Source organism: Shimia sp. R9_1, assembly GCF_017743775.1.
Lineage (GTDB): Bacteria > Pseudomonadota > Alphaproteobacteria > Rhodobacterales > Rhodobacteraceae > Shimia.
Window position 1 is genome coordinate 477,803 of sequence record NZ_JAGHRN010000003.1, and the last position, 26,744, is coordinate 504,546.

The 26,744-nt window shown below is 56.6% G+C and carries 20 protein-coding genes; 10 read left to right on the top strand and 10 right to left on the bottom strand.

The genetic code is table 11. The annotated features are described in order from the left end of the window. Positions 1–47 precede the first annotated feature (47 nt). From J7399_RS13270 to J7399_RS13280, 3 genes are all read left to right on the top strand, one after another. A complete protein-coding gene (locus J7399_RS13270) occupies positions 48–377 on the top strand; it encodes a hypothetical protein (protein WP_209086795.1) in 330 nt (109 codons plus the stop codon). Between the two features lie 188 nt (positions 378–565). After that, positions 566–982, top strand: a complete 417-nt coding sequence (locus J7399_RS13275) for a tetratricopeptide repeat protein (protein WP_209086796.1) — start codon at positions 566–568, stop codon at positions 980–982. Beyond that, positions 882–2,057: a hypothetical protein gene (locus tag J7399_RS13280; protein ID WP_209086852.1), complete on the top strand. Its 1,176-nt coding sequence runs from the start codon at positions 882–884 to the stop codon at positions 2,055–2,057. Before J7399_RS13275 ends, J7399_RS13280 begins: the two co-directional genes overlap by 101 nt. 582 nt (positions 2,058–2,639) lie before the next feature. On the opposite strand, the gene J7399_RS13285 is transcribed toward J7399_RS13280, so the two are convergent. The 3 genes from J7399_RS13285 to J7399_RS13295 form a co-directional block, all read right to left on the bottom strand. Next, positions 2,640–3,239 (bottom strand): pyridoxamine 5'-phosphate oxidase family protein, encoded by a 600-nt coding sequence (locus J7399_RS13285; protein ID WP_247742881.1) that lies wholly within the window; start codon positions 3,237–3,239, stop codon positions 2,640–2,642. Between the two features lie 93 nt (positions 3,240–3,332). Continuing rightward, positions 3,333–4,361, bottom strand: coding sequence for a patatin-like phospholipase family protein (locus J7399_RS13290; RefSeq protein ID WP_209086797.1), 1,029 nt, complete (start codon positions 4,359–4,361; stop codon positions 3,333–3,335). Between the two features lie 34 nt (positions 4,362–4,395). After that, on the bottom strand, positions 4,396–5,169 hold the full coding sequence (locus J7399_RS13295) for a 3-hydroxybutyrate dehydrogenase (protein WP_209086798.1): 774 nt from the start codon (positions 5,167–5,169) through the stop codon (positions 4,396–4,398). Positions 5,170–5,623: 454 nt separating this feature from the next. Here J7399_RS13295 and J7399_RS13300 point away from each other — a divergent pair, with 454 nt between their 5' ends. Beyond that, positions 5,624–7,339, top strand: coding sequence for an extracellular solute-binding protein (locus J7399_RS13300; RefSeq protein WP_209086851.1), 1,716 nt, complete (start codon positions 5,624–5,626; stop codon positions 7,337–7,339). Positions 7,340–7,511: 172 nt separating this feature from the next. Here the strand turns inward: J7399_RS13300 and J7399_RS13305 are convergent, their stop codons facing one another. From J7399_RS13305 to J7399_RS13315, 3 genes are read right to left on the bottom strand one after another with little or no spacing between them, the layout of a single operon-like run. Beyond that, complete coding sequence (locus tag J7399_RS13305) at positions 7,512–8,858, bottom strand: cytochrome P450 (RefSeq protein WP_209086799.1); 1,347 nt, start codon at positions 8,856–8,858, stop codon at positions 7,512–7,514. After that, the gene (locus J7399_RS13310) at positions 8,855–10,075 is read right to left on the bottom strand and encodes a hypothetical protein (RefSeq protein ID WP_209086800.1); all 1,221 of its coding nucleotides are present in this window, start codon (positions 10,073–10,075) and stop codon (positions 8,855–8,857) included. Before J7399_RS13310 ends, J7399_RS13305 begins: the two co-directional genes overlap by 4 nt. A gap of 55 nt (positions 10,076–10,130) precedes the next feature. Next, positions 10,131–10,883, bottom strand: coding sequence for a cytochrome c biogenesis protein CcdA (locus J7399_RS13315; protein ID WP_209086801.1), 753 nt, complete (start codon positions 10,881–10,883; stop codon positions 10,131–10,133). Between the two features lie 93 nt (positions 10,884–10,976). Here J7399_RS13315 and J7399_RS13320 point away from each other — a divergent pair, with 93 nt between their 5' ends. Continuing rightward, complete coding sequence (locus tag J7399_RS13320) at positions 10,977–11,198, top strand: sulfurtransferase TusA family protein (protein ID WP_209086802.1); 222 nt, start codon at positions 10,977–10,979, stop codon at positions 11,196–11,198. Between the two features lie 254 nt (positions 11,199–11,452). On the opposite strand, the gene J7399_RS13325 is transcribed toward J7399_RS13320, so the two are convergent. The 4 genes from J7399_RS13325 to J7399_RS13340 form a co-directional block, all read right to left on the bottom strand. Then, positions 11,453–12,361 carry a bile acid:sodium symporter family protein gene (locus tag J7399_RS13325; RefSeq protein WP_209086803.1) on the bottom strand — a complete coding sequence of 303 codons (909 nt, stop codon included), beginning with the start codon at positions 12,359–12,361 and terminating at the stop codon, positions 11,453–11,455. Between the two features lie 66 nt (positions 12,362–12,427). After that, complete coding sequence (locus J7399_RS13330; protein ID WP_209086805.1) at positions 12,428–14,362, bottom strand: acyl-CoA synthetase; 1,935 nt, start codon at positions 14,360–14,362, stop codon at positions 12,428–12,430. Between the two features lie 171 nt (positions 14,363–14,533). Beyond that, positions 14,534–15,376 (bottom strand): alpha/beta hydrolase, encoded by an 843-nt coding sequence (locus J7399_RS13335; protein WP_209086807.1) that lies wholly within the window; start codon positions 15,374–15,376, stop codon positions 14,534–14,536. 253 nt (positions 15,377–15,629) lie between these two features. Next, on the bottom strand, positions 15,630–16,346 hold the full coding sequence (locus J7399_RS13340; protein ID WP_209086808.1) for a hypothetical protein: 717 nt from the start codon (positions 16,344–16,346) through the stop codon (positions 15,630–15,632). Positions 16,347–16,682: 336 nt separating this feature from the next. On the opposite strand from J7399_RS13340, the gene J7399_RS13345 reads away from it, so the two are divergent. The 5 genes from J7399_RS13345 to J7399_RS13365 form a co-directional block, all read left to right on the top strand. Next, positions 16,683–17,402, top strand: coding sequence for a LysR substrate-binding domain-containing protein (locus tag J7399_RS13345; RefSeq protein ID WP_348539468.1), 720 nt, complete (start codon positions 16,683–16,685; stop codon positions 17,400–17,402). A 313-nt stretch (positions 17,403–17,715) separates the two neighbouring features. Further along, positions 17,716–19,098, top strand: a complete 1,383-nt coding sequence (locus tag J7399_RS13350) for a TolC family protein (RefSeq protein WP_209086810.1) — start codon at positions 17,716–17,718, stop codon at positions 19,096–19,098. Between the two features lie 11 nt (positions 19,099–19,109). Next, positions 19,110–21,287 (top strand): type I secretion system permease/ATPase, encoded by a 2,178-nt coding sequence (locus J7399_RS13355; RefSeq protein ID WP_209086811.1) that lies wholly within the window; start codon positions 19,110–19,112, stop codon positions 21,285–21,287. Further along, positions 21,287–22,600: an HlyD family type I secretion periplasmic adaptor subunit gene (locus J7399_RS13360; RefSeq protein WP_209086812.1), complete on the top strand. Its 1,314-nt coding sequence runs from the start codon at positions 21,287–21,289 to the stop codon at positions 22,598–22,600. The genes J7399_RS13355 and J7399_RS13360 overlap by 1 nt, the downstream gene beginning before the upstream one ends. A gap of 215 nt (positions 22,601–22,815) precedes the next feature. After that, the coding region (locus J7399_RS13365; RefSeq protein ID WP_209086813.1) for an Ig-like domain-containing protein at positions 22,816–26,744 on the top strand (3,929 nt) is incomplete at its 3' end.

Consider the following 26,744-nt stretch of genomic DNA (forward strand, 5'->3'; position numbering starts at 1 on the left):
GCGGCTTCCAGAAAACACTTCGCGCATCGCTGCTGCTGATCGCCGCCTTGGGCGCGCTGTTCCTGTTTGAAATCCGCCCCGCCATGACACCGGTCATGCGCACATCGCCGGAAACACCCGTCTTCACCATCGGAGAGCGCGCCAGCTACACTCCGGCTCTGGAGGCCGGGAAATCCGTGGTCAAATTCGGCCCGCTGCTCTTCGGCCTCTATCCCGGCGGTCTCGCGTTTGCCTCGCCCCAGGAGGCCGAAGACCACATGCGCAGCCACAATTGGGAGCGCGCAAAATGGGCGATCTACGAGCTGTCAGGCGACTATGCACAAGACACAGCAAACGGCCACCTGACCACCTCTTTGCGTGTGGTTAAAGCGCATTGAGCCAGACAACAGCTGCGATTTACGCGCCTCCCAACGGGCAAAACCCACTTCAGGATCACCCTCTAAGCTGCTAACTAAAAAAGACTTTTCAAAGTAGATCCAACCTTCACCTCGCGCGCCCCACGCCCCCAATCTCCGCCCAAACCCCAATCTGTGCTATCCTCCTCCCATTATCGAGGAGCATTTAAATGTCAGAGTATTTTGATCTGGGCAGCCACAGCCGCCCCGCAAGTGACGTTCCCGAAGCGCAAATCTGGTGTGATCGCGGCCTGATCTGGCTCTTTGCCTACAACCACGAAGAGGCCATCGTCTGTTTTGAAAAGGCGCTTGTTGCCGATCCCGCCTGCGCCCTGGCCCATTGGGGCGTCGCCTATGGGTTTGGGCCCAACTACAACAAACCCTGGGAGGTCTTCACCCCTGAGGAAAAAGCCCCCGCCTTGGCGCGCACACACAGCACTCCGCGACGGGCTGGCCCTCAAAAACGCCGCCCCGGCAGAGCGCGCCTTGCTGGAGGCGCTGGCGTCACGCTACCCCACCGATCCCGAGATCGAAGACTACCAGCCCTTCACCGACGGGTTTTCTGCCGCCATGAAACCGGTTTATGAGGCCAATCCCGACGATCTGGACATCGCATGCATCTACGCCGAAGCCATGATGAACCGCACCCCATGGCAGCTTTGGGATTTCAAGAACGGCGTGCCAAATCCCGACGCCTCCACACCCGAGGCCATCGCGGTACTGGAACGCGCCTTTGACCACACCCCGGGGGCCTGGGATCATCCCGGCCTCCTTCACATGTACATCCACCTGATGGAGATGTCCCCGCACCCCGAGCGCGCGCTGCGCCACGGCGACCGGCTCAAAGATCTTGTGCCGGATGCAGGCCATCTCGTGCATATGGCCACCCATATTGATGTGCTCTGTCGCGAGTATCAGAACGTGCTCTATCGCAATCTCGCCGCCGCCGCGGTGGACGACACATTCAAAGCCTACGCCGGCCCAGCCAATTTCTACGCGCTTTACCGCATCCACAATCTGCATTTCGCCTTTTACGGCGCGATGTTCTTGGGTCAGAAAGCCGCCGCCATAGACGCGGTGCTGCGCCTGCGCGAAGAGGTGCCGGACGAGGTGGTGCGCGCCTATCCCGACATCTTTGAAACCTTCGTCGCCGCCGCGCCCCATGTCTACATCCGCTTTGGCATGTGGGAGGACATCGTCGGGCTCGCGCAACCGGAGGACAAAGAGCTCTATGTCACAACCCACGCCCTGATCTACTACGCCAAGGCCGTGGCGCGCGCCAATCTGGGGCAGCACACCGAGGCACAAGCCATGATGGCCGCCTTCACCACCGCCTATGCCGCCGTGCCGGACACACGCATGCTCTTTAACAACAAAGCACGCGACGTGCTCGCCGTGGCCGAAGAGATGATGAAAGGTGAGCTCGCCTTTAAGGCGGGCGATCACCACACGGGGCTGAGCCACCTGCGCAAAGCGGTGCATCTGGACGATCATCTTGAATATGAGGAGCCCTGGTCATGGCCCCAGCCCACCCGCCACGCCTTAGGTGCGCTTCTGATGGAAGCTGGTGCCTATGAGGAAGCAGAGGCTGCCAAACTCGTGATCTCCGCCGGTCTGGTTTACCCGAACCCCAAAGACCCGAGCGTGCCAGAAGGCAAGTAAAACGTAGTTTGTTATTCAAGCTATCATTCTAAATGAGCGCGTCAGCAGTCCTGAAATAACCGTAACATGGGATATCGCGTCAAGGACGCTGCCGGCGCGAGTTTCATGAATTGCTTTCGCAGAAACAAAGACAGATGCCCAGAGGTCTTCTTTTCAGCAATCGAAATCGCAGCGATGCTTATCCACGGGCGTTCAAACTCAATCTGTCCTGAACCTGATACTACCTAATCCATCAAAGCGGCCAAAAAAATTAATACACACACATGCAATACCGTTATTGGCAACATTAGCTTGTCGCGATAGCTGTGCAGGTCGCTCAAGAACAACATTAAACCCTTTCGCTCTTTGTTCCTTAATCTCCAGATCAAATAGAGCGAGCAGTTCGCTGATATACAAAGAAAAATCAACATGTCTCAGCACCCAATTTCAACTTCTATTCGACCTGTAGACTGCGAAGAAATGGTTTCACAGCAGCCACTCTTCTTCACTCAACAAACGTGTCAACTTTCCCATCGGGTCGGACTACGCACAGCTGAGCGCACGGTCTAACCACCACAGGTGCACGCCCCCACCCTTTCCCGCTCAATAGAGCGTCTCGCGATACCGCTGCTCGGCATACGACTGCTCTGTAGAGGGCACCTCAAGCTCCGCATGATCCTGGATCATCGCATAAAGCGAGGGCACAGGGCGCTGGGTCGGCCAGGTCTCAGGCTTCCAGAGCCCGGAGCGCACCGGCGCTTTGCCACAATGCAAAAACACCTCCTCCGCCGTCACCCGCAGCACCGTCTTGGGCGCGCGCCCCTTGATGGCAAAGCGCGCGCAAAGCGCCGCATCATCACTGATCTCTGCCACGCCATTCACCCGCAGCGTCTCCGCCATGCCGGGGATCATGAACAGCACCGACACTTTTGAATGCGCCAAAATATTGAGCAGCCCGTCAATCCGGTTGTTGCCCGGCCGATCCGGGATCAACAGCGTGGTGTCGCTTTCCACCTCCACAAACCCCGCCGGATCGCCTTTGGGCGAGGCGTCCAGATTTTGCCCGTCAGAGGTCACCAGCACCAGAAACGGCGCGTGCGCGATGAAGTTGCGGCAATGCGCGTCAAACTGCGCGATCACCTTCTGCGCCGCATGCGGCGACACATCCCCGTAGATCTCTCTCAATTTCTCAAGCGTCATCATCCACGTCTCTCCCTTCGCCCTTTGCACGGGCATCCTGCCCCGCCCATCCTCAGTCTTGAAGCGCGTTGACCGCCCTGATGCAAGCCTTGCACATCACCCGCCATACATCGCCGCCAGATCCACCGTGCCTTGCGCGTTCAGATCATCCTTATGGGCGGAGAGGAACGCCTTGGCTGCCGCCTGCCCCGCTTCCTTAAGCTGCAGCAGGACCGAGGTCACCGGCCAGCTTTTCGTCATCACCGACAGGCTGTTCATCAGCGCATCATCGGCGATCATATGCACCTTCACATCGCGCTTTTCTTCCTGTTTCAGCGCACCTTGGGCAATCAGACGCTGCACAAAGGCGACCGCCCGCAATTCGCTCATCAGCGAGGCGTTAAAGCTGATCTCATTGATCCGATTGGCAATCTGCTGCGGCGTCACCGGCAGGGTTTCCCGCCGCAACGGGTTGATATTGACGATCACCACATCATCCGGGAACTTCCGGTCAAACAGCGGCCAGAGCGACGGGTTGCCGGTATAGCCCCCGTCCCAATAGGCCTCCGTCTGCCCGCTCTTGGGATCATAGACATCCACCGCCTGAAACATGGTTGGCAGACAGGCCGACGCCAGAAGCGCATCGGTGCTGATCTCGCTGCCGGAAAACACCCGCGCCTTGCCGGAGCGCACATTGGTCGCACAAACAAACAGCGCAGGCCCCTGATCGGCGCAGATCAGATCAAAACTCATCTCATCCACGATAGCGCGCAGCGGATGGGCATAAAGCGGCCCCATCGCATAAGGCGAGGTCATCTGCTGCATCATGTCAGCTGCCATAAACGGCCAGCTGTATTCCATACTGCGGCTGACCATTCCGGGCGGCACAGCGGCAAACCACAAATCCAGCCCCGGCACCTGCGCCGCGCCCATTTTCTCCCAGAACCAGTCGAGATTTGCGCGCGCGCCGTCCCGGCCGCCTTTCAGCATGCCAGCCTTGAGCGCAGCCCCATTCATCGCGCCTGCCGAGGTGCCGGTGATCCCGGCAATCTCGATCTCTTCATCCTGCAACAGTGTGTCGAGCACGCCCCAGGTGAAGGCCCCATGCGCGCCTCCGCCTTGCAGGGCCAGATTGATGCGCTTCATGTAAACCTCCTAAACACCTGAACTCAAAACGAAATCACAAAGCAGTCCAGCCACCGTCCACACTGATCGTCGTGCCGGTGATCTGCGCCGCCGCGTCACTCGCCAGAAACGCCACCGTGCCGCCCAGCTGCTCCACCGTGGCAAATTCCCGGCTTGGCTGGCGCTCCAGCATCACCTTCTTGATCACCTCTTCGCGGCCCATGTTGTATTTCTCCATGGTGTCCGGAATCTGCGCTTCCACCAGCGGGGTCAGCACATAGCCCGGGCAGATCGCATTGCAGGTGATCGGCTCCTCTGCGGTTTCCAGCGCCACGGTCTTGGTCATGCCAACCACGCCGTGTTTCGCCGCCACATAGGCCGCCTTATAGGGGGATGCGGTCAACCCATGGGCGCTGGCGATATTGATCACCCGGCCCCAGCCCCGTTTGCGCATATGCGGCAGCGCCGCCGCGGTGGTGTGAAACGCCGAGTTCATATTGATCGCGATGATCGCGTCCCATTTCTCGGTCGGAAACTCGTCAATTGGCGCCACATGCTGGATACCGGCATTGTTGACCAACACGTCACAACCGCCCGCCTCCTCGATCAACCTCCGGCATTGGTCACCTTGTGACATATCTGCCGCAATATAGCGCGCGTTGACGCCAAATTCCGCCGCGATCTCCGCCGCCAGCGCGTGATCTTCCTCTCGATCGGTGAATGAGTTCAAAACCACATCCGCCCCGACTCGCGCCAGCTCCCGCGCCACGCCCAAACCGATTCCCGAATTGGATCCGGTGATGATCGCGCTTTTGCCTTTCATACTCATGCCTCAGCCCTTCCCTCTGCGACTGCACAATGTTAGGCGCAGCATAACATGCTGCACTCGCAAAATAAGGGGGATTACGGCCCTACCGTAGTCTTACGTAAACGCCTCACAACGCCCTCATCAGGCTGTGATTTGACCTGTCAGGATCCGGACCATTAGGCCAAAAAAAACGCCCGCGCGAAGCGGGCGTGAAGTTATTGAGGCAGGTTTCATACAGGCAAGAAACCTATCGAGCAGTGATCTTGTTATAAGCGTTCTCGCGCCGACCTCCAAGCTAAAAGTTTGATAAGCCTCAAATCCCTCGCTAGTTTTTGGACAACGACAAGAAATCACCAACAGGATTGTTCAGGCGATGACACCAATCAGTTTCCCCAAAGTCACCAGTGCAGCAGCATTGCTTGCGCTTTCGCTCGCCGGTGCGCAAAGCGTGGCAGAGCCGCGCCATGGCATCGCTATGTATGGCGACCCTGCACTTCCACAGGATTTTGTGTCCCTCCCATACGCCAACCCCGACGCCCCTAAGGGCGGCCGCGTGGTCACCGGCAACGGCGGATCCTTTGATTCTCTCAACCCGTTTGTGCGCAAAGGCGAGGTTCCATGGCAGCTCCGTTTCTTTGCCTATGAATCCCTGATGGGCCGAAATTGGGACGAACCTTTTGCCCTCTATGGCCTTCTCGCCGAATCGATTGAAACGCCGGAAGATCGCTCTTGGGTGGAATTTACACTGCGCGAAGAGGCGCGATTCTCTGACGGCGCACCGGTCACTGTCGAAGATGTGATCTGGTCTTATGAGACCCTCGGCACCGTCGGCCACCCGCGTTATCTCGGCTTCTGGCAACAGGTCGAAAGCATTGAGGCCACCGGCCCCCGCACCGTGCGCATCACCTTCAACACCGAAGACCGCGAATTGGCCCTGCTGGCAGGCCTGCGTCCGATTCTGCAAAAGGCGCAGTTTGAGGGCAAATCCTTTGAAGACATTACCTTGCAGGAAGTGCCCATCGGCACCGCCCCCTATGTGGTGTCAAATTTCGAGGCCGGTCGCTTTGTCACCCTCAGCCGCAACGCGGACTACTGGGGCAACGATCTGCCCTTCCGCAAAGGCACCAACAACTTTGACGAAATCAAAATTGACTTCTTCGGCGACGCGGCAGTGATGTTTGAGGCCTTCAAGGCCGGTGAAATCTCCTATGTGCGCGAGTTCAACGCGGAGAAATGGGCCGCCGCCTATGATTTCCCGCTCGCCCAATCCGGCGATGTGGTGAAATCGGAAATCCCGCACCAGAAGCCTTCCGGCATCACCGGCCTTGTGCTCAACACCCGCCGTGCCCCGCTGGATGACATCCGCGTGCGCGACGCGCTGATGCATGTGTTCAATTTTGAGTTCATCAACGACACGATGACCGGCGGCCGCCAGCCCCGCATCAGCTCCTTCTTCTCCGGCTCCCTTCTGGCAATGCAGGACGGCCCCGCCACGGGACGCGTGGCCGAGCTGCTTGCCCCCTTCGCCGCAGAGCTCCCTGCCGAGGCTCTGGAAGGCTACACACTTCCGCAATCGGACGGCTCCGTGCGCAACCGCAAGAACCTGCGCAAAGCCATGGGCCTGATGGAAGCCGCCGGATACAGCGTGGTTGACGGCAAAATGCAAAACGCCGCCGGCGAAGTGCTCACCCTCGAAATCCTGCTCAAACAGGGCGACACCGAAAACAAGGCCATCACCGATATCTACAGCAAGTCGCTGGAAGCGCTTGGCATCGACGTGACCATCACCCTTGTGGATGGGCCACAATACAATCAGCGCACCGGAGCCTTTGATTTTGACATCACCAACTACCGCCGCGCCATCTCGCTCAGCCCGGGCAACGAGCAACGCCTCTATTGGGGATCTGTTGCCGCCGAACAGGAAGGGTCGCGCAACCTGATGGGGGTGCAGTCCCCGGCGATCGACGCCATGATCACAGAGATGCTCACCGCCACCTCACAGGAAGATTTTGTCGCCGCCACCCGCGCGCTTGACCGCGTGCTCAGCACCGGCCGCTATGTGATCCCGATCTGGACGTATGCGGTTGGTCGCGTCGCCCATAACAAGAACCTGCATTTCCCGGAGACCCTGCCGATCTACGGCGACGGGGTTGATTGGCTGCCGGGTGTCTGGTGGCATGAAGAGCAATAAGGATCTGAGGCGCCTGCGGGCGCCTCTTTTCATCTCAGACAGCACAAATCAGAGCGCTCAAATTTGTCAGCAAAACCTGCCGGCGCAGCCCATGCCATGCATTAACGTTAACCTTTGAAACCGCGATTTTACACCTACGCAATAACGTCGCATTACCGACGCGATACCGACGTTAAATCCGGCGCTCAATCCGAAGGTTAATGCCATCGCGCGACCGCACCGTCAGATGCGCAATCGGCACCGGTGGATCGCCCACGGGGGTCAGTTTGAAATGCTTCAAAATCATCGACAGCATCAACACCCCCTCCACCATCGCAAAGCCCGCACCGGTGCAAACCCGCGCCCCTGCTGAGAACGGCACATAGGCCTCCCGCGCGCACTGTTTGCCGTTCTCCGTCTGCCATCGCGTCGGATCAAACCCATCTGGATTGTCCCAAAGCCGCTCCTGCCGGTGCAAATGCCAGGGTGAGATAACAATCTGAGATCCTTGACGAATTTCGCGATTCCGGAAGTCTTCCGGACATGTTGTTTCGCGCACCATCATCGGCACTGGCGGATAAAGTCTCAGCGCCTCGCGGAACACATCACGGCTGATTTTCAAACGGCTGACCGACGCAAAGTCGGCCTCAAGCCCTTGCGCCTCTTGGGCAATTTTCTCCTGCCATTCCGGGAACAGCGCACAGAGATACAGCGCCCAAGCCAGTGCAGAGGCGCTTGTCTCATGTCCCGCCAGAAAGAAAATCGCAACCTGATCCACCATCTCATTGGTATCAAACGGTTTTCCGGTCTCTGGATCGACCGTCGTCATGATCTTGGTGGCCAGATCATCCGGTGCCGTCCCCGCCTCAATCGCCGCCATCCGCTCTTCTGTGAGACCTGTGATCAACGCCCGAATGCTGGTTGCGGTGTTCTTTGTGTCTTTGTGAAAAAACCTCGGAAACCAACGAGGTAACGGCAGGAACGCACCCAAATTCACAATCGGAGCTGAGCGCTGATAGGTGCGAAATTCGCTGAAAACCCGCCCGGCAATCTCATGCTCGATGGGGATAGAGAACAGCGTGCGAAAGATCACATCCGCCGCCGCGTGGCTGGTTTCCTCTTCGATTTCAATATCTTGCCCGACATTTCTCTCAAGCCGCGCAACCGCAGATTCCGCCGCAGCCCACATAGCCGGAAAGGTATCGCGCAGCCGTCCGCCTTCAAAGGCCGGATCAATAATCCGCCGCTGCCGCTTCCAAGTCTCTCCATTGGTGAGGAAGACCGACTCCCCCAACAGAGGTTTCAAACCCTCGCTAACCCTTTGAGATTTCGGGAAATCATCGGGCCGTTCCTTGAGCACAGTCTGGATCAGCGACGGCTGATTGATCATGTAGGATCGGAAAAACGGCGTGCGGAACTCCGCCATCCAAGCGCGATAAAGCCGCTGTGGCTGTGCCGAAAGCAGATCTTGCCGAAACAGCTTAACGTATTGACGCAATGAGACTTTATCCGGCCGAGGTGTCGGCTTGGGTGGGATCATGGGGCTATCTTCGTAAACTTGTTCACCGGCTTTTCAATCCGCGACTTGGACGGGCTCCGCCCCTCATAACGCTCCGCCAGTGTCAAAGGACCAGCGGTGATCTGAAAATAATCATAATGACCGGGCTTATCAAAGGCGCAAAGGTATTGAAAATGCAGCCGAAAAAAGCGCCAGCGCAGCTCTTTCCAACGCTCAGGCGTCAAGGTCAGCGTGAAAGCTGCAGAGACCACCAGAGGCCATTTTTTGCCGCTCTCAGGCGCAACCCCCGTCACCGAAACCGGATCACACAAGGCAAAGGCACAGCCGTCACCGGGCGCAGTCACATCGACCCAGGTGATGTCCTCACGCTGACAAAGAAAGGCAAGATCGGCACGTAACCGATAGGAATCACTCAAGAAAGAGACCATGGGCACAACCTGCCCAAGCGACAGAAACGCCAGTTTTGGCCCCTCTTTCGGCAGTCGGTTTTCGCGGAGCAGATCAGACAGCACAGACACAGCCAAATGCGCCCCGCTGGAGTGCCCAACCACCAGAACCTCATCACAGTCGCTCTGCAACGCTTCTGCAATACGCTCTTTGAACTGCGCCATTCTCGCCTCCAACGCCACAGGATTGGCCCCGCGCGTCGACGCCGAATAGGCGTAGTCATGCATCAGATAATAGGCAAAGAACTTCCCGTCATGCCTTTGAAACCACTTGAGAATTGGCGGCACCACAAGCAGGCCGAAGACTTTGCTCCACCACGGCAACACCAGTGCCAAAAGGGCTCCGACACCCCAGGCCACCAGCAAGGCGAAGACCAGTTGGGTCAATAGAAAGACAACCGGATAGAGCGCTGCAATCACCGGCCCCTTGCGTAGCTTCATCAGGCGCGCAAGCGCGCCACTGCCGATGTAGATCCAAGCTGTCCGCAGGAGTTGGACATAGGTGGCAAAGATGCCCTGATCCATGCTGTCTTTGACGATATCCGACCAGATCAGAACCTCAAAATCCGCTTCACTTTCAACACCTTGAAAACGCCCAGTGGCATGCCAGCCAAACGGACCAGCGCCTGCCATCTTAGGGGCAAGCGCCATCTCATACCCTGAAATCTCCGCCTGAGCGGCCCCCTCCTTCCGGTACAGTTCACGGTACCGGCGCGGGTGGATCGGGTCATATCCGGGAATATAAAACACACGGCGTTTTCGCACGCTCTGGTGTTGGGTGTTTTCGCCCATTGGCTGCTCTCTCCTTTGGAGAGAGCATAGACCGTCAGTTGGGCAAAATTAAGCCTTATCCGAGTGTTGCAAGCGCCGGGAATGTTTCCAGCAGCCAGAAGGAGAATGTAGAGAACGCGCCGGTCAGGAGCATGATGCCCACAAACAGCAGTAACCCGCCCATCACCTTCTCAATCTTGCCCATATGGGGTTTGATCTTGTTCATCACGCCCATGGCACGGTTGAGGAAGACAGCCGCCAGCAGAAACGGAATGCCCAGCCCCGCCGCATAGACACCCAGCAAAACGGTGCCACGCGCAATGGAGGCTTCACTCGCCGCAATGGAGAGAATCGCACCAAGCTGAGGACCAATGCATGGCGTCCAGCCGAAGGCGAAGGCGAGGCCCAGCACGTAGGCGCCAAAGGCGGATCCGCCAGAGTCCCCGGCATCAATCCGGGCTTCGCGATCCAGAAACGGAATGCGGAAAACATTCAGGAAGTGCAGACCAAAGATGATCACCACGCCACCAGAAATTTTGCTGAAAAGCTCTTGGTTTTGCAGGAAAAATGCACCAAATGCCGAGGCCGTAAATCCTAGGAACAGGAAGACCGTGGAGAGCCCCAGTACAAAGAACAGCGCCGTGACAATGACCTTCCGGCGCGCCTCCTGTTGGGTGGTGAGCTCTGACATGCTCATGCCACTCATATAGGCAAGATAGGGCGGCACGATCGGCAGCACACAGGGGCTCAGAAACGAGATGGTCCCCGCCAGCAAAGCCACGAACATGGCAGGGAGCAGCCCTGCATCGATGATATCAATTCCAAACATGTGGCAACACTTAGTGTATCCCCGCGCCAAGGTCACCCATGCTCCGGTAACATCCTTGTGGACACTTCGAAACATCGCGCATATGTGATTTTCATGGATCTGGAAATTGACGCCCTCGGCCTGCTGTGCCCCCTCCCCGTTCTGCGCTTGCGAAAGCGCATGGAGCCGCTGCAACAAGGTGCCAAAGTGCTGCTGATCGCAGATGATCCCGCCGCCATTGTGGACGTTCCGCACTTCTGCAATGAAGCCGGCCACCAGTTTATCAGCATGTCCGAAGTGGACGGTCGGTTGGAGTTTAAGATCCAAAAAGGCTGAGCTGAGAGACCTTTCACAGCCATACAAGGCCAGGCCCTGTGGGAACACAGCTTTCAATGTAACCTACTGACAAACATAAAAAAGCCCGAGACGGTCCAGCGTTTCTAGCAGGATCATCCCAGGCTCTTTCTTGTTTCAGCCAATTTGGCGTTTCGCAAAACAGCGGCACCTAATTTCGCGCGGCACCGCTGCCAAGGCATCCCCACCGCTACCTGCGAAACGTCGGGAGCCTTAGAGTGGCTGTCACCAGCCCATCACGCAGAGGCGTCAGCTGGTGTGGCCTCCACAGCCTCATCACGGCTCAACCAGCGGAATAGGAACATCACCGGCAAAACCACCACATACATCGTGATCGAGTACATGGCAGACGGCAGCGCCAGTGGCACCTCAGCAAAGTTGGTGGAGGTCCCGGTGATCACAATGGCCAGCGTAATCCCCAGTGGAGAGTTCTGAACGCTTGTCTCAATGCTGACCGTCTTGGATTCAGTCTTGTTGAGACCAAAGAGACGCGCCACCAACAAGCCCATCACCACCAGCACCGCAGGCAGCAGCATGGTCGCGTAGCCAAGGGTCGGCATGTTGTCGATGATCACCTGACGGTTGCTGGCGAACAGCGCAAGCAGCAGCAGCACCCAAAGAACGATGGCGATGTTTTGCAGCGGGCGCTCCAGACGGCGCGCAAGTTTGTTCACCACCGCACACACAAAAACACCGGTCAGAACTGGCAGCGTGGTGACGAGGAAAGTGAAGATCGCGATGTCAAAGAAGGAGAAATCAGGCGCTTCAGAGCCCATCAGATAGAGAATGGACCAGGTCGCAAGCGGTGGCACCGTGATAAAGGCGATTACAGATGTAACAGCCGTCATGGAGACAGACAGCGCAAGGTCACCGCGCGACAGCTTGGTGATCACGTTGGAGCTCACTCCGCCCGGGCAGAAGCTGAGCAGCATCAAACCAGCGCCCAAAACAGGTGGCATGTCTAGCACCAGCACAACGCAGAAAGCCGCAAGCGGCAGCATCGCGATCTGCGCAAAAGCACCAATGGCAAAGGCGGTGCGGCGTGTGAAAACGCGTTTGAAGTCAGCGATTTCCAGGCCGAGGCCCAATGAGAACATAATGAAGGCCTGCGCTGCAGGCACCACCACGTTGATTGCAAAGTCCATAGTATTCCTCCCTTGAGTGGATTGGGGTTGCCTGAAGCGCTCCCCTCTGGCGCCGCAGGCGACTGATCAGTCCTCGTAGTCGACGTTGAAAGCGTAAAGACCGAGGACATGACGCATCTCGTCGGTACTGTTTACCATACGTAGTTTCGCCACAATGCCGCGCTGATTGTCCTGCGTCAGTTCCAGCTCAGCGATATCGAGGTTTTTCGCTGCGGCTTCAGCTCGGATGACGCGTTCGATCTCCATCATCATCAGGCTTGGCTTGTGGATCTTTCCAACACCCGTCACCGGAAGCTCTTCCAGTCGGATGAAATCTTTCGGGACGGCAGCCCGCTCAGCCACGTTGCTTGCCGCAAATTCGGCAAGTTCCGCGGTGGAGAGCTCTTCCCCCTGATAGTAGAGAACAGGCAACTCGCCGACCTTGGCGTCGAGCCGGCCGATGGCCGCGGCCATGGTTATGCCCGGGTGCATGTGCATCGCCTCTTCGATGATTTTCGGGTCGATATTATGCCCGCCGCGAATGATCAGCTCTTTCTTGCGACCAGTCATCCAGAAGTATCCTTCAGCATCCTGACGCGCCAGATCGCCAGTGCTCATCCAGCGTTCGCTCTCGATCTCAAAGAAAAGCCCTTTGTTCTGGCTCTCAACCAGATAGCCGTCAAAGACGTTTGGTCCAGAGATCAGGATGACCCCGACCTCATCGATCTCGGCCCAGCGTTCAAAGCTGTCGTCTTCCGCCAAAACATCACAGCGCATTTTCTGGTGCGGTAAACGCAGACCAATGGAGCCAATACGCGCGCCGCCATCCGGATGTGTCGGGTTCAAGGAGGAGGCCACGGCCCCTTCTGTCAGACCGTAGCCTTCAACAATCGGGATGCCAGTCTGCTCGACAAAATTGTTGAACAGCTCAACCGGCATTGGCGCGGCACCACAGGCACCAAATTTGACGGAAGAGATATCCAGACCATCGCGCGGCACATCAAGCAACGCGGAATAAACAGTTGGCACGCCAGAGAACGTGACAATCTTGTAGTGATCAACAATCTTCCAAAAATTCGGAAACACCCCATCGCCCCTATAGCCTTGCGGCGTCGCCAGCACGACGTTGCCACCTGACATCAGTACCAACAGGCCGGTCACCAGGATTGCGTTGGAGTGAAACAGCGGCAGGCCGCAGAGCACAGAGACACCCGGCGAAGAGATCTCTGGGTTAAACTGCGCAAGCGCCCAGGCGTCATAGACCTCAGAGGCATGAGTCCGAGGAGCGATCTTTGGCAGGCCCGTGGTGCCTCCGGTGCAAAGCATTGTGGAGGTGTCTGAGGCTTTTGGAGCTTCAAATTCCAGATCATCAGACCGCGCCCCTTTGATCAGGTCCTCAAAGCGTGTGACCGGTATCGGGCGCTTGAAAATGCGCAGCTTGGACGGCCGGCTCTTGCCCAAAGCCCGAAAAACGGATGCTGCAGCCCCATCCATCCAACCAAAGACGCTACAGGTCACAATATGCTGGATGCTGGGCACCATAAGAACCGCCGCGCGGCACTTTTCCCAAAGATCTGTGCGTGGCGTTTTTTCCAGTGTCACCAAGACTTTGGTGTTTGCAGCCTTCAGCAATTCGGCAATCTGGTCCGCTTCCAGAAGCGGATTGATAGCCAGCACACGCCCCGCAGCGGAACCACCCCAAATCACCATATGGGTTTCCGGCAGGTTCGGCAGCACATAAGCCACCACATCATTTGGGCCAACGCCAAGCTTGCGTAGTGCGTTGGCAGTTTGAGTGACTTTGGCTAGCAGCTCGCCATGTGTCAGCGTCTTCGGCTTATCATAATCTTTGCCGGAGACAAAAAAGCTGATCGCAGGCGCTGCCGGATTGAGCGCCGCGCCGCGTTTCAGCGCGTCATAGGTGGTGGCAGGAAGGTTATGGCTGTTTAGCGGCGTTTGTTCAAAGCTTTCGATATCAGCAAGATTTGCGAAACCGGTTTGAATGGCGTGGCTCTGGTTCATAGCAATCCTTGAATTTGTGTCCGAGACTGCGCGGATACCGGACCTAAGCCCCCAGATGATCCTGCGCTAACGGCTCTTGGAGTGTCTGAATAAGGGACAGGAAACACGGTGGCTGCAGACAGTGCTCCAACCGTCCGACAAGCTTGTTGACGTGTTTCCCAGCGCGCCATCTTAGGTGGCCCCGCAGTGTTGATCGATCATGCGCCCGAATTCGCGCTCAACCCAATTGTGCACATCAACGGTTGTCTGAGCGTCTGGCACATTGTCTTCCATCGCGTGGAACAGGCCGTCAAAAACGCGGAATGTCACATCGTTCCCAGCCGCTTCAACGCGCTCTGCGATGTCTTTGACTTCATTCATAAGAATGTCGTCAGCACCGACGTAGCTGAGCATGGGTGGAAGTTTAGAGAGATCCGTTGCCAAAGCCGGCACTGCGTAGGCTGGGATGTCGTAGCGTTTCTCCGCACGAAGACCGCGCAACAACAAATGCCACGCCATCACACCATGCTCTTTGGTCCAGGTGATCTTGTCTTTGGGCAGTGCACTCCAATTTTTGGAGCGATCATCAACCATCGGGTAAAGCGGCATCTGAAACGCGATATTCACGTCCTCTGTGTCGCGCGCGCGCAATGCTGTTGAAAGCGCGATGCCGCCGCCGGAGCTGTTGCCCGCAACAATGATTGACTGGCTGTTCCCACCGATGCTTTCGGCATTGTCGCGCGCCCAAAGCAGCGCGTCATAGCAATCGTCATGCCCAGCGGGATACGGGGCTTCCAATGAGGAACGAAACACAGGTGCCACAATGATACAGGGGCGCGTTTTCATCAGGCGCTCGTAGATCGCGTGATGGCGCTCCGGCCATCCGGTCGCAAAACCACCGCCATGGAAATAGACCACAACAGGCAGGGGCCCCTTGGCGTTCGCAGGCTTATAGATGCGCGTGCGGATGGTCCCGTTGCCGTCCCGTCTTGGAATTGCGACGCGCTCATTGACGGCCCCTTCCAAGTCACGCAACGCCGCCTTCTTGCTTCCGCGCAAAGAAAACCGCAGTCCTGCCGGGAGCTTGATCAGCCACATGGCAAAACGTTGTTTCAAAGGTCTCAGATCGTTTTTTGACATTAGTAACTAGAGCTCAGTTCGAATGAGGACAGAGATCATCGCTGAATGATCACAAACGGGCGCTCTCAGCATTTGCCGACGCGATGCCGACGGAATCCCCATCGGCATCGCATTGGTTTTTCGGACAACATGCCAATCACGTGTCGGATTACTCCGCTGGGGTGGTGTTCCCCATACCCTTGGCCTTCGCCCATTCATCAGAGCTGAAGTACAGGGTGCCGCAGAGCCAATCAAACAGCGGCAGCGTGATGTTGAAGTTGCCTTCTGCCATCAGGTGACGGTTGTGGTGCACCGTGTGGAACAGTCGCAGATAAGTCCAACCTGGGATCAGTTTGAAGATCCGTTCCGTGACAGAGCCTTTCTGCAGGTGGTAGCTGAAGTGCAGCACCTCATATGCTAGATAGCAGCACATGATGGTCACAAACGCCAACCAGCCATAGTTCCAGCCCAGTACAAAGTAAGACACAAGGCCCGCAGGCAGCGCGAACACGACCGCAGTCGCAACCAACAGCGCGATCGGGAAGATCACAACACGCCAGTCGAGCACCATCTGATATTCCATGTCATGCTCGACAAAGAACGTATGGTGGTCGCCGGTGTGGCGCTGGTAGAAGAACTTGAACAGATCTGTCTTCTTGTGACCCCAAAAGCAGTGGGTGTACCACTCTGCCCAATTATAGACGACATACAACGCCGCAACGAACAGGATCTGCAAAAGGGTGACATTTTCCAATTGGGAAATGCCGAAACTGATCAACCCGCCTGCTCCGAAGAGAACAACAGAGAGGTGTAGAAAACCACTGTAGTTGGGGCTGATAGCTGCGCGATAGCGAGCGCGAAATTTTTCGCGTGCTTCATCGTTCATGGCTCGTTCCTCCCTAGTTAAGCCAACTAGGGCAATAATAGGAGGCGTTGATATCACGTCTAATATATATTACAAAACCACATTATAACTTTGATGAATGAATTCGCAATGTTAAGAAATCATGACTTAAATTTGCTTCCAATCTTCGAAGCCCTGATGCGCGAACAGCATTTGTCGCGTGCTGCAGAGCGTCTGAACATGAGTCAGCCAGCCGTCAGCAACGCACTAAAACGGCTGCGGCTGGAGTTTGAAGACGACCTTTTTGTGAGGACAGCGCGCGGTCTAAAACCAACTCAAAGGGCATTTGATCTGCATGAGCGAATCCAACCGGCATTGGTGTCTATCCTTGATGGATTTGAGGATCGCGGCTTTGAAGCCGAAACCTTTTCCCGAACAATCACCATCGCAATGAACCATGCCGTTGAATACCTTTGGGGCGGCGCGTTGCTGCAGGCCATCCGCGCGCAGGCCCCCATGGCCAAACTCAAAGTGCATCCAGACTACAGCGACGACATACCTAATCAACTGAAAGCGGGCCACCTCAGCTACGCCGTGGACTACAACCCCTTGCCCGAAGATCAATTCAGCTCAATCGCCTTAGCGCATGAGAAACTGACGCTGATCTGCTCTGCGGATCATCCAAAGGCCAACTCGGGCTTTGACATCGCGGACTTTGAAACTCTGCCCCAAGCCTCTCTCCTACGGCGCTCAGAGTGGATCCGCTCCAAAAACAGCAGACGCCACACGCCGCTTGAGTATCTCATGGGGGAAGAGCTTCCCAACCGAAACGTCGTCGTTCAGGTGGCAAGCTTCCTCTCGATCCCCAGTATCGTCGCCTCCACGGATTTGATAGCAGTTGTGCCACAGCAGCTTGCCGACCCGCTCCTGCAAACCGGTGCGCTATGCGCCCACGATCTGCCCTTTGAGTGCCCTGACGTTGTCTTGCACCTGTTTTGGCACAAGAGTCGGAACCGTGATCCTAGCCATATCTGGCTTCTGGACCTCCTCAAGGACCGCGCAAGAGTGGCTTTTGGTGCGATGCCTGAGCGACAATAACGAGAGCAAACCCACTGGCAAAAAGAACGCCTTTATGCCTCTCGTAAAGATTGCATCCGTCGCTTCGATCAAACCGTTATGGTTAATTCTCCCCCAGCGAAACCTAATCGTTCTGCACCAATTTTGCGACATCATCAAAACGCTTTTGCACCAAGCCAGAAAGGCTCAAAGGGCATTTAGTCAGTCCCTCCGTTACCCACCTGCGCAGTCTCCAAACCCAGTATTCGTTTGATTTTGAGGGGCAAAATGGCGTATCGCTTACGAAGAACGACTTTTAATCAGTACTTTCATTTTATGTCACTTCGTTTGATCCATGAAAAATCTATTTGCCTTCGCGGCGGTCGCGACTACCTGCATTTATTCGGTTTTCCCTCAAGATGCCCGCGCTGAAACGCTGGTAGATGCGGTCTACAATGCCGTGTCAAACAGCGAAGCCCGCAAGGCGGCCATTTCCGGGATTGAAGCCCAAGGGCGCATGATCACTATCGCCCAAGGCGACAAGCGTGCACAGGTCAATTTGTTTGGCAGCGTGGCGGCCGAATGGGTCGATGACCCCACGCTGGATGCCGCGGACAATCGGGACACAAAATTCGCGCGCTTCATCGGCGTAGATGTTCAAGTCAATCTGCTCGATGGCATGCGTGCCATGAACCGGATCTACCGCGAAGCGACCTTACTGGATGCGGAGATCATACGCCTGTCCGATGCGACCGAGACTTTGGCGTTGAATGCGATCCAAGCCTATATCGACGTGGTACGGCACAGAAATATCGTTGAGGCGTCGCGACGCAATCTGGCGCGCCACGGCGAAATCTCTCGGCAGGTCGCGGAAAAAGTCGATGCCGGGAAACTGTCCGAAGCAGATCGTTTTCGTGCCAATGACAAGTTGCTGGCCGCCCAACTCGCGCTTGCAGAGTCTGAGGCACAACTCGGCGATGCGGACTCCCAGTTCGAGTTAGTGACCGGCAAACGGCCGACATCAACTTTGTCGCGTGCCTTCCATACGCACACGCCGCCCTCCCGCGAGGCGGTTGAAACCGCCGCTGTCACCAACAGTTTTCAGATGCGTCTGGCACAGACCGATATTCAGGCCCAAACCTATCAGGGCGCAATTGACGAAGCTGATTGGAAACCCCGCTTAGACGCCTTTGTCGGCGCCGACATTGGTCAAAACCAAGAGGGTGCACGTGGAACGGATTCGACAATAGCTGCCGGAGTGCGGCTGAACTGGACCCTCTATAAGGGCAACACCAGAGAGGCCACGCGCGCCCGTAACCGCGATTTGCTCATCCGGGCCCACTACCGCTTAAAGCAGGTGGAAAATGAAGTCCGCGATTTTGCACGGCGGGCTTGGAATTCCTACGATTCAGCTCGTGAACGCAAACTTCTGTTAGATCGCTCCGTCTCCACCAACGAATTGATTGTGGAAGCCTTCCGGCAGGAATTTGAAGCTGCCAAACGGCCGCTGCTTCAGGTTCTTGATGCGGAGCGTGCCCTTTTCAACCTTCGCATTCGTCAGATCAACGCCTCTGCTGCGCATCACTATCAAGGCTATCGCGTGCTCGCAGCACAAAGCAAACTCTCCGATCATTTTGGTCTTACCAAAGAAGGGCGTGCGCTCAACGCGGACTTCGAAGATCGCGTCAAATCCGCGCCAATGGATCGGTTTGACGTCTCTGCCCCTGCCCTTGAGTAGAGCCCGTCGCAGTGGCTGACCCTGATCTTTACACCCCTTCCAGTGAACTTCGCAGCGCGCTTGACGTCGTGTCTTGGCTGGCGCGCTATCATGGTCGACCGTTTGTTAAAACCGGTGTGACCGGGCGCCTGCCTGAGGGGTTCGAAACGGATGGCGCCTCCGGATTGATACGCGCGCTCGACGTGGTCGGCCTCAAGGCCAAAAAAGTGAAACGCAGCCTAGCGCAGCTTGATCGCGGCAGCTTACCCGCCGTGCTCATGACCAAATCAGCGGCCCCGACAATCCTAGTGGGACTGGATGACAAAACGCGAACCGCCTCAATCGTTGATCCTGCTACAAACGAAAGTGATGAGGTCCCGACCCGCTCTCTATCGCGCCAGTTAACTGGAGAGGTTCTTTTGGTTGCGTCAAAGGAAGCTTCGACCTCCTCCCGTCTCAGTCCGGATGCACAAAAGATCGCGCCAAATGGTGTACATTGGCTCTGGTCGGAGCTGGCCCGCCACAAATCTGCATGGTTGCAAGTGTTTCTGGCGGCCTTTGGCGTCAACTTGGCTGGGCTAGCCTTGCCGATTTTTGTGATGAATGTCTTTGATCGCGTGATCCCGAACCTTGCGTTTGTCACTTTGATCACACTGGCGATTGGAGTCGGGCTGGCGCTCGGGCTGGATCTCTTATTGCGGCTCCTGCGTAGTGCCATAATTCAAAGAGTGTCGCGCAGAGCGGACTTAGCCTTGGCCTCCCGCCTGTTTCAAATGGCGCTTGCGCAAAAAATTCTGGCCCGCAAAGGCGGTGCAACCGGCGCAATCACAAATTTGCGCGACTTTGAAGTTGTGCGAGATTTCTTCACCTCCTCCACCTTGATCGCGCTCATCGATCTTGCTTTTGTCGGCATCTTTCTGACGGTTCTAACCATGATTGTGGGGCCGCTTGCCTGGATACCAATCGCAGCCATTCCGGTGATGATCGCCATTGCCGTTTTGGCGCAGGTGCCAATTGCCCGATCCGCGCGGCAGGCGCAGCAAATGACCGTAAAGCGCAATCAGGTGCTGATTGAGGCGCTGACAGGATTGGAAACCGTCAAGAGCGTCGGCGCAGAGCCTGTGTTGTTACGCGAATGGGAGAACGCGGTGGCAGCATCGTCGCGTGTAACGGCCCAAACCCGAAACTGGGCGAACTTCACAGGCTCCGCGACTGTGCTTGTGCAACAGGCCGTCAGCGCGGGTATCGTTTGTCTGGGTGTGTTTCTGGTGTCCAAGGGAACCGTCACCATTGGGGCCCTGATTGCTGCCAACATCATGGCAGGCCGTATCCTTGCGCCGCTTGCAGGTATCACGCAGACCATCTTCAGAGCCAACTTTGCGATCTGGTCCATGAGGTCGATTTCACGCTTCGTGGAGACAGAAGTCGAGCAACGCGAAGCGTTGCGCAGCGATCTACAAGTCAGAGAAGGCAAGATCGAATTACGTGAAGTGAAATTCACCTATCCCGATATGCAAACTCCCGCGATTGTCGGGATTTCTGCAGTTTTTGAACCCAGCAGCACAACCGCCTTACTGGGGCGGATCGGTTCGGGGAAGTCTACACTCGGCAAGCTGATCAACGGTCTCTACCAGCCCCAAGAAGGCACTTTGCTGATCGATGGTCATGAAATCGCGCAGTTTGAACCGGTAGCCGTCCGCGCGGGCGTAGGCTATCTGCCTCAGGATCCCCTTCTGTTTACAGGCACCATACGCGAAAACATCACGCTGGGTGTGCCGGATGCTCCAGATGCCGAAATCATGAGGGCACTGCATTTGGCGGGGCTTGATGCCTTTGTTGCAGGTCTTCCTGAAGGGTTAGAGTACTTCGCGGGGGAAAGAGGTGAACGGCTTTCTGGAGGGCAAAGGCAAGCCCTTTCTCTGGCGCGCCTTTTGCTTCGTCGACCGAAGTTCATCTTCCTTGATGAACCAACCAACGCAATGGACCATCAAAGCGAAGCTCTAGCAATTGAGCGGCTGCGTCTGTTGCAAAAGGAAGGTGTGGGCATGATTTTATCCACGCACCGGATGTCTCTCGCAGCGCTCGCAGATCGTTTCATAGTGATCGAACAGGGCCGCAAGGTGCTTGATGGACCACGCGCCGAGGTAATGCACCAACTGTCACAAACAACTTCTGCAGAGCGTCAGATCGATCAGAAGGCAGCCGAGTGATGTTTTCCATGCGGATAGAAGACGAAGAATTCGTCAATCGCCCGGGAGGACAGGACGCAGGAAAAGGGCTTTGGGTCTTGCTGCTGTTTGTGATCGCGCTCATTGGCGGGTTCGTGTTTTGGGCAGCAACCTTCGAAATCGAAGAAGTGACCCGAGCTTCTGGTCGCGTTGTACCCAGCTCCCAAGTTCAAACAGTGCAAGCTCCCGAAGGAGGTATTGTGTCTGCAATCCATATCTCAGAAGGAGATGTGGTCGAGCCTGGTCAGGTGCTCTTTCAGATCGACGATACAACGGTGCAATCCAATCTTGGTGAATTGGAACAACGTTATCAGGCTTTATCCGCTGAACTTGTCCGGCTGAGAGCGGAAGCCGAAGGGTCAGATACGCTAACGTTCCCGATAGAACAGAACTGGAATGACAGGCTCATCGCGGCAGAAATAGCCGTGTTTGACACGCGGCGAAGCCAGCTGGATCTGGAAATCAGTGTTTTGCAAGATCGCCTGTTACAGCGGGAAGCCGAGCTTGTGGAACTGACCGCAAAACGCGCGCGTCTTGAAGCGGTCGCTGCCCCCCTTCGGCGGGAAGTCCAAATCTCTGAAGGCCTCTTTGCAAGCGGATCGGTCCCCGAGATCGAAATACTTCGCCTTCGAGGGCAGCTGGCAGAAATCGAAGGCGACATCACCGTCTCAGAGGCCACCGAACTCCGTGTCCGCGCGAGCATTGCCGAAACCGAAAAACAGATCGGCTCTGCCCAATCATCCTATGGTCTCACAGCGCGGGAGCGTATCTCGGTGGTGCTTGGAGATCTGGCAGTGGTCGAGGAAACACTGACCGCCGCGAGAGATCGGGTCTCGCGCACAGACTTACGCGCGCCTGTTCGTGGAACTGTCAATCGGATTTCAGTCACCAATGTTGGGAGTGTCGTCCAACCCGCGATGACGCTGGCTGAAATTGTGCCTCTGGATGACACGCTGCTGATTGAGGCAGAGGTCAGCCCACGGGATCTGGCCTTTGTCCGAGTTGGGGCAGATGCTTCGGTCAAGATCACCGCCTACGACTATCTGCGCTATGGTGACCTCCCTGCCCAAGTAGAACGCATCGGCGCGGATGCGCTCAACAACGCTGACGGCGTGCCCTATTTTCAAGTCATGCTACGCACCGAACAAACCTCATTGGAAGGTGACAACGGAGCGCTCGACATCTCTTCGGGAATGGTTGCAAGCATCGATATACAAAGCGGCCGCAAAACGGTGCTCGAGTATCTTATTCGCCCTGTATTACGCGCCCAGCACGAGGCTTTGCGCGAACGCTAGCAAGACAGATACCGGCCAGAGGTCGAGGAGAAATCTGTCACACCACATGAAATGCCAAAACATAACAGTTACTTAAATCAGTCTCACATCTAAATTGTGGCATTTATTTACAATTTGATTTAATTTTCTCTCCAATTGTTTTTAGAGCCGCCTGGCGTTTCAAGCCTCAATATTCGCGGACGTGTTTTTGTATCGGTTGTTCCTGGGGACTGCCCATGAGTATTAGTGACTTCGACCGCCCTGATAGCGGCGAAAACGAGTTTGTGGTTGTGGCGGATGGGTCAGAGGTTCTGACCCCGAATACTGAAGCCCTCTTTCAAGGCGACTACGCCAAGGACGGCCAAGACCTTGTCATCTCTTTTGATGGTGCAGAAACGCTCCGGGTTTCCGGGTACTTTACTTTCGCCTCTCCTGCAGCGCTGATCGCCCCCAATGGAGCGAAAATCCAGGGCGCAGATGTGGCTCGGATCGCTGGAGCCGGTATCGATACGCGTACAGCCGCGTTAAAGACCGAAGCGACTTTCCAACACACGGATATCACGCAATCAGATATCGTTCCTGTTCAAGCGCAAGCGCCATCTGACGCCATCGGACAAGTTGATACGATTGAAGGCGTGGTAACGGTCACCCGCGCAGACGGCTCTACTGTCCGACTGAATGACGGCACTTTGGTTTTTCAAAACGATGTGGTCCAAACCGGCGCTGGCAGCACGGTATCTTTGGTATTTATCGACGGAACGATTTTTACCTTGGCGCAAGACAGCCGTATGATATTGGACGAGCTGATTTATGATCCTGACGGGTCAGACAATTCCGCAGCGTTTAATCTGATACAGGGCGGCTTTGTTTTTGTGGCTGGACAAGTTGCCAAAATCGGCGACATGGAGGTGAACACACCCACTTCCACAATCGGCATCAGAGGCACAACTGTGGAAGTGCGCATCGTGGTGGTCAACGGTGTGACGGAAGTTGTCGTCTCTCTCTTGCCAGACTGGCCAGACAGCGCTCTCGGCAGCATAGATTTGTTTGATCAGAACGGGAACTTTGTCTCTTCCCTTTCCGACCCGGAAACTAGCTGGATTGTGTCCCCCGTCGATGGCGAAACGCGCCCAGTGCCACGTGCCCAGGTGGTTCAAGCGGACTCGGAAGCCCTGCAAGTCCAAACAAATGAGGTGACAGAACGCGCCGAACTGCGTCTGGAGAACAGCGGCAGCTACATAGACTTTGACGGAACAGGCACAGGCGAAGCAGGGCCTGACAGCGGCGGGCAGGCAGCCCCTGGCGACGCCCCCCCTGCCCCGGCTCCCGCGCCTCAAGATGGTGGCGGTGGTCAAGATGCAGCTCCGCCCCAGGATCAAGGACAAGACCCTGGGGACTCCGAAGGCGAAGAAACAGTACCTCAAACTCCCAACGACGCAGAAACTCAGGGCGAAGACGACGCCTCACTTCAACAAGACAGCCAGGAGCAATTTGCGGCGGTCGCGCCTTCCGAAGTCGACAACTCCGAGACCTCAGCAGAAAGCATTGCCGCGCTCGCTCTTGCGCAACTAGACGCCGAAGGCGGGGATCTTGGCCTTGAAGGCGTAACCAATTTGGTCACTGGCGAGGATGGCTTAGACACCGGCTCCCTTGGTACTGCTGATCCGGGGCTTGGTCCCGGAACAGAAACCGCTGACACCGGTACCTTTTCTTCCGACCCAGGTCTTGGCGACACCACAAGTGGTGAATCTTTCACGCAAGTTGGTGCGCCTGCAGCACCAACATCTCCGCCAACAAACTCTCCAGTTAATGACGCCTCTTCAAGTCAAGACGGAGGATCTTCCTCATCTGGTGACACAGAAAGCGAAGAGCTAACGACCGAAAATACCAACTCTGAGTTGGTTGAAGATACCTCGATGTCACTGAACCTCGCCAGCGCGGTCAGTGGTGCCAACGGCTCAACACTGTCCTTCTCCGCAACAAGTGCCCCCTCAAACGGCGTTGCGACCCTTCTGACAAACGGGGATGTGACCTACACGCCAAACGCCGATTTCGCAGGCACCGACAGCTTCACCTACAATGTGGAGAACGAACAGGGCGACAGTACGTCCGGAACGGTGACCTTTTCGATCACCCCTGTCAACGACGCGCCGATTGCAGCAGACGACAGCGGATTATCCACTGCGTATAATATGCCCTTGGCGATCGACATGTCCGCACTTTTAGCCAATGATTCCGATGGTGATCCAGAAACTGTGCAGCCCCTCACAATGCTTTCGGTTGGCTCTGCGGTAGGAGGCACGGCTGCGCTCTCAACAAGTGCTGTAACCTTCACGCCAGACGCAGATTTTAGCGGGCAAGCCAGCTTCACGTATGAAGTTTCTGATGGTGCGGGCGGGCTAGCTACGGCAACAGTGCTCATCGAGGTCTCTGAAAACACGCCCCCCATCGCCGCAAACGACGCCATTAGTACCTTCGAGGACAGCGCATCCACAATTGATCTGCTGCAAAACGCTTTAGACGCTGACGGTCATGCTGTTTCATTGGCAGCGGTTGAGCAACCTTCCAACGGCACTGTGGATTTGACGATTTCTGGAGAGGTCATCTACACCCCCAATGCGGATTTTTCTGGGAGTGACAGTTTCAGCTACACCATTGATGACGGCAATGGCGGGCAGGACACCGGCACCATCACCATCACCGTCGCCGCAGTCAATGATGCGCCTGTGGCGCAGGATGACAGTGTAAACACGGGTGAAGATCTCGCGCTCACATTTGATGTGCTCAGCAATGATGCGGATGTGGAAGGCGATGCGCTGTCTGTCACCAGCGTCTCTGATCCCGCCAACGGCACCGTGGTGATTGAGGCCAACGGCCAGCTCACCTACACGCCGGATGCAAACTTCAACGGCAACGACAGCTTCACCTACACCGTGGCCGACAGCAACGGCGCCACCGACACCGCAACCGTGGTTGTGCTTGTTGCACCCATCAATGACGCGCCTCTTGCCACAGATGACAGCGCCGCAACCGACGAAGACATCGCCGTGACCTTTGACGTGCTGGGCAATGACAGCGATCCGGACGGCGATCCGCTGACCGTCTCGGATGTGGGCACCCCGGCCAATGGCACCGTGGTGATTGAGGCCAATGGCCAGCTCACCTACACGCCAGACGCTGGGTTCTCCGGAGCCGACAGCTTCACCTACACCGTGGCAGACGGCAATGGCGGCAGCGATACCGCCACCGTCACCCTCGCCGTGGCGCTCGTCAACCTGCCCCCCGTGGCCACCGATGACAGCTACAGCCTGACAGAAGACACCCCCCTCGCCATAGACGCAGCCCAGGGCCTTCTGGCCAACGACAGCGACCCCGATGGCGATCCGATCAGCGTCACCCTGACCAGCGATGTCTCAAACGGCACCCTCACCCTCGATGATGACGGCAGCTTCACCTACACGCCGGACGCAAATTTCAACGGCAACGACAGCTTCATCTACCAGATCAACGACGGAAACGGAGAAACAAGCACCGCAACTGTCACACTCAACGTTGACCCCGTCAACGACGCGCCGGTGGCCACCGATGACGGCGGGCTCTCCACCGCCTTCAACACCCCGATCTCCATCGCCGTGGCCACGCTGCTGGCCAATGACACCGATGGTGACCCGGAGCTGACCCAGACACTCTCCGTCCTGTCGGTCGACGCGCCCGTGGGTGGCACCGTGGCGCTGGCTGGCGACACCATCACCTTCACGCCGGATGCCACCTTCTCAGGTCAGGCAAGTTTCACCTACACGCTGTCAGATGGCGCAGGCGGCCTCGCTACCGGCACCGTGACCCTCGCCGTGAATGACAACACCGCGCCGGTGGCCGGAGACTACCCCAACGTCACAACCAACGAAGACGTCTCTGTCTATATTCCCTTCTTTGCCAATGACAGCGACGCCGATGGCGACCCGCTCTCCATCGCGGCCATTGGCACACCGGCAAACGGCACCGTCACGCTGGACGGCGAAGGCTATCTCTACACGCCCGATGCGGATTTTTCTGGGAGTGACAGTTTCAGCTACACCATTGATGACGGCAATGGCGGGCAGGACACCGGCACCATCACCATCACCGTCGCCGCAGTCAATGATGCGCCTGTGGCGCAGGATGACAG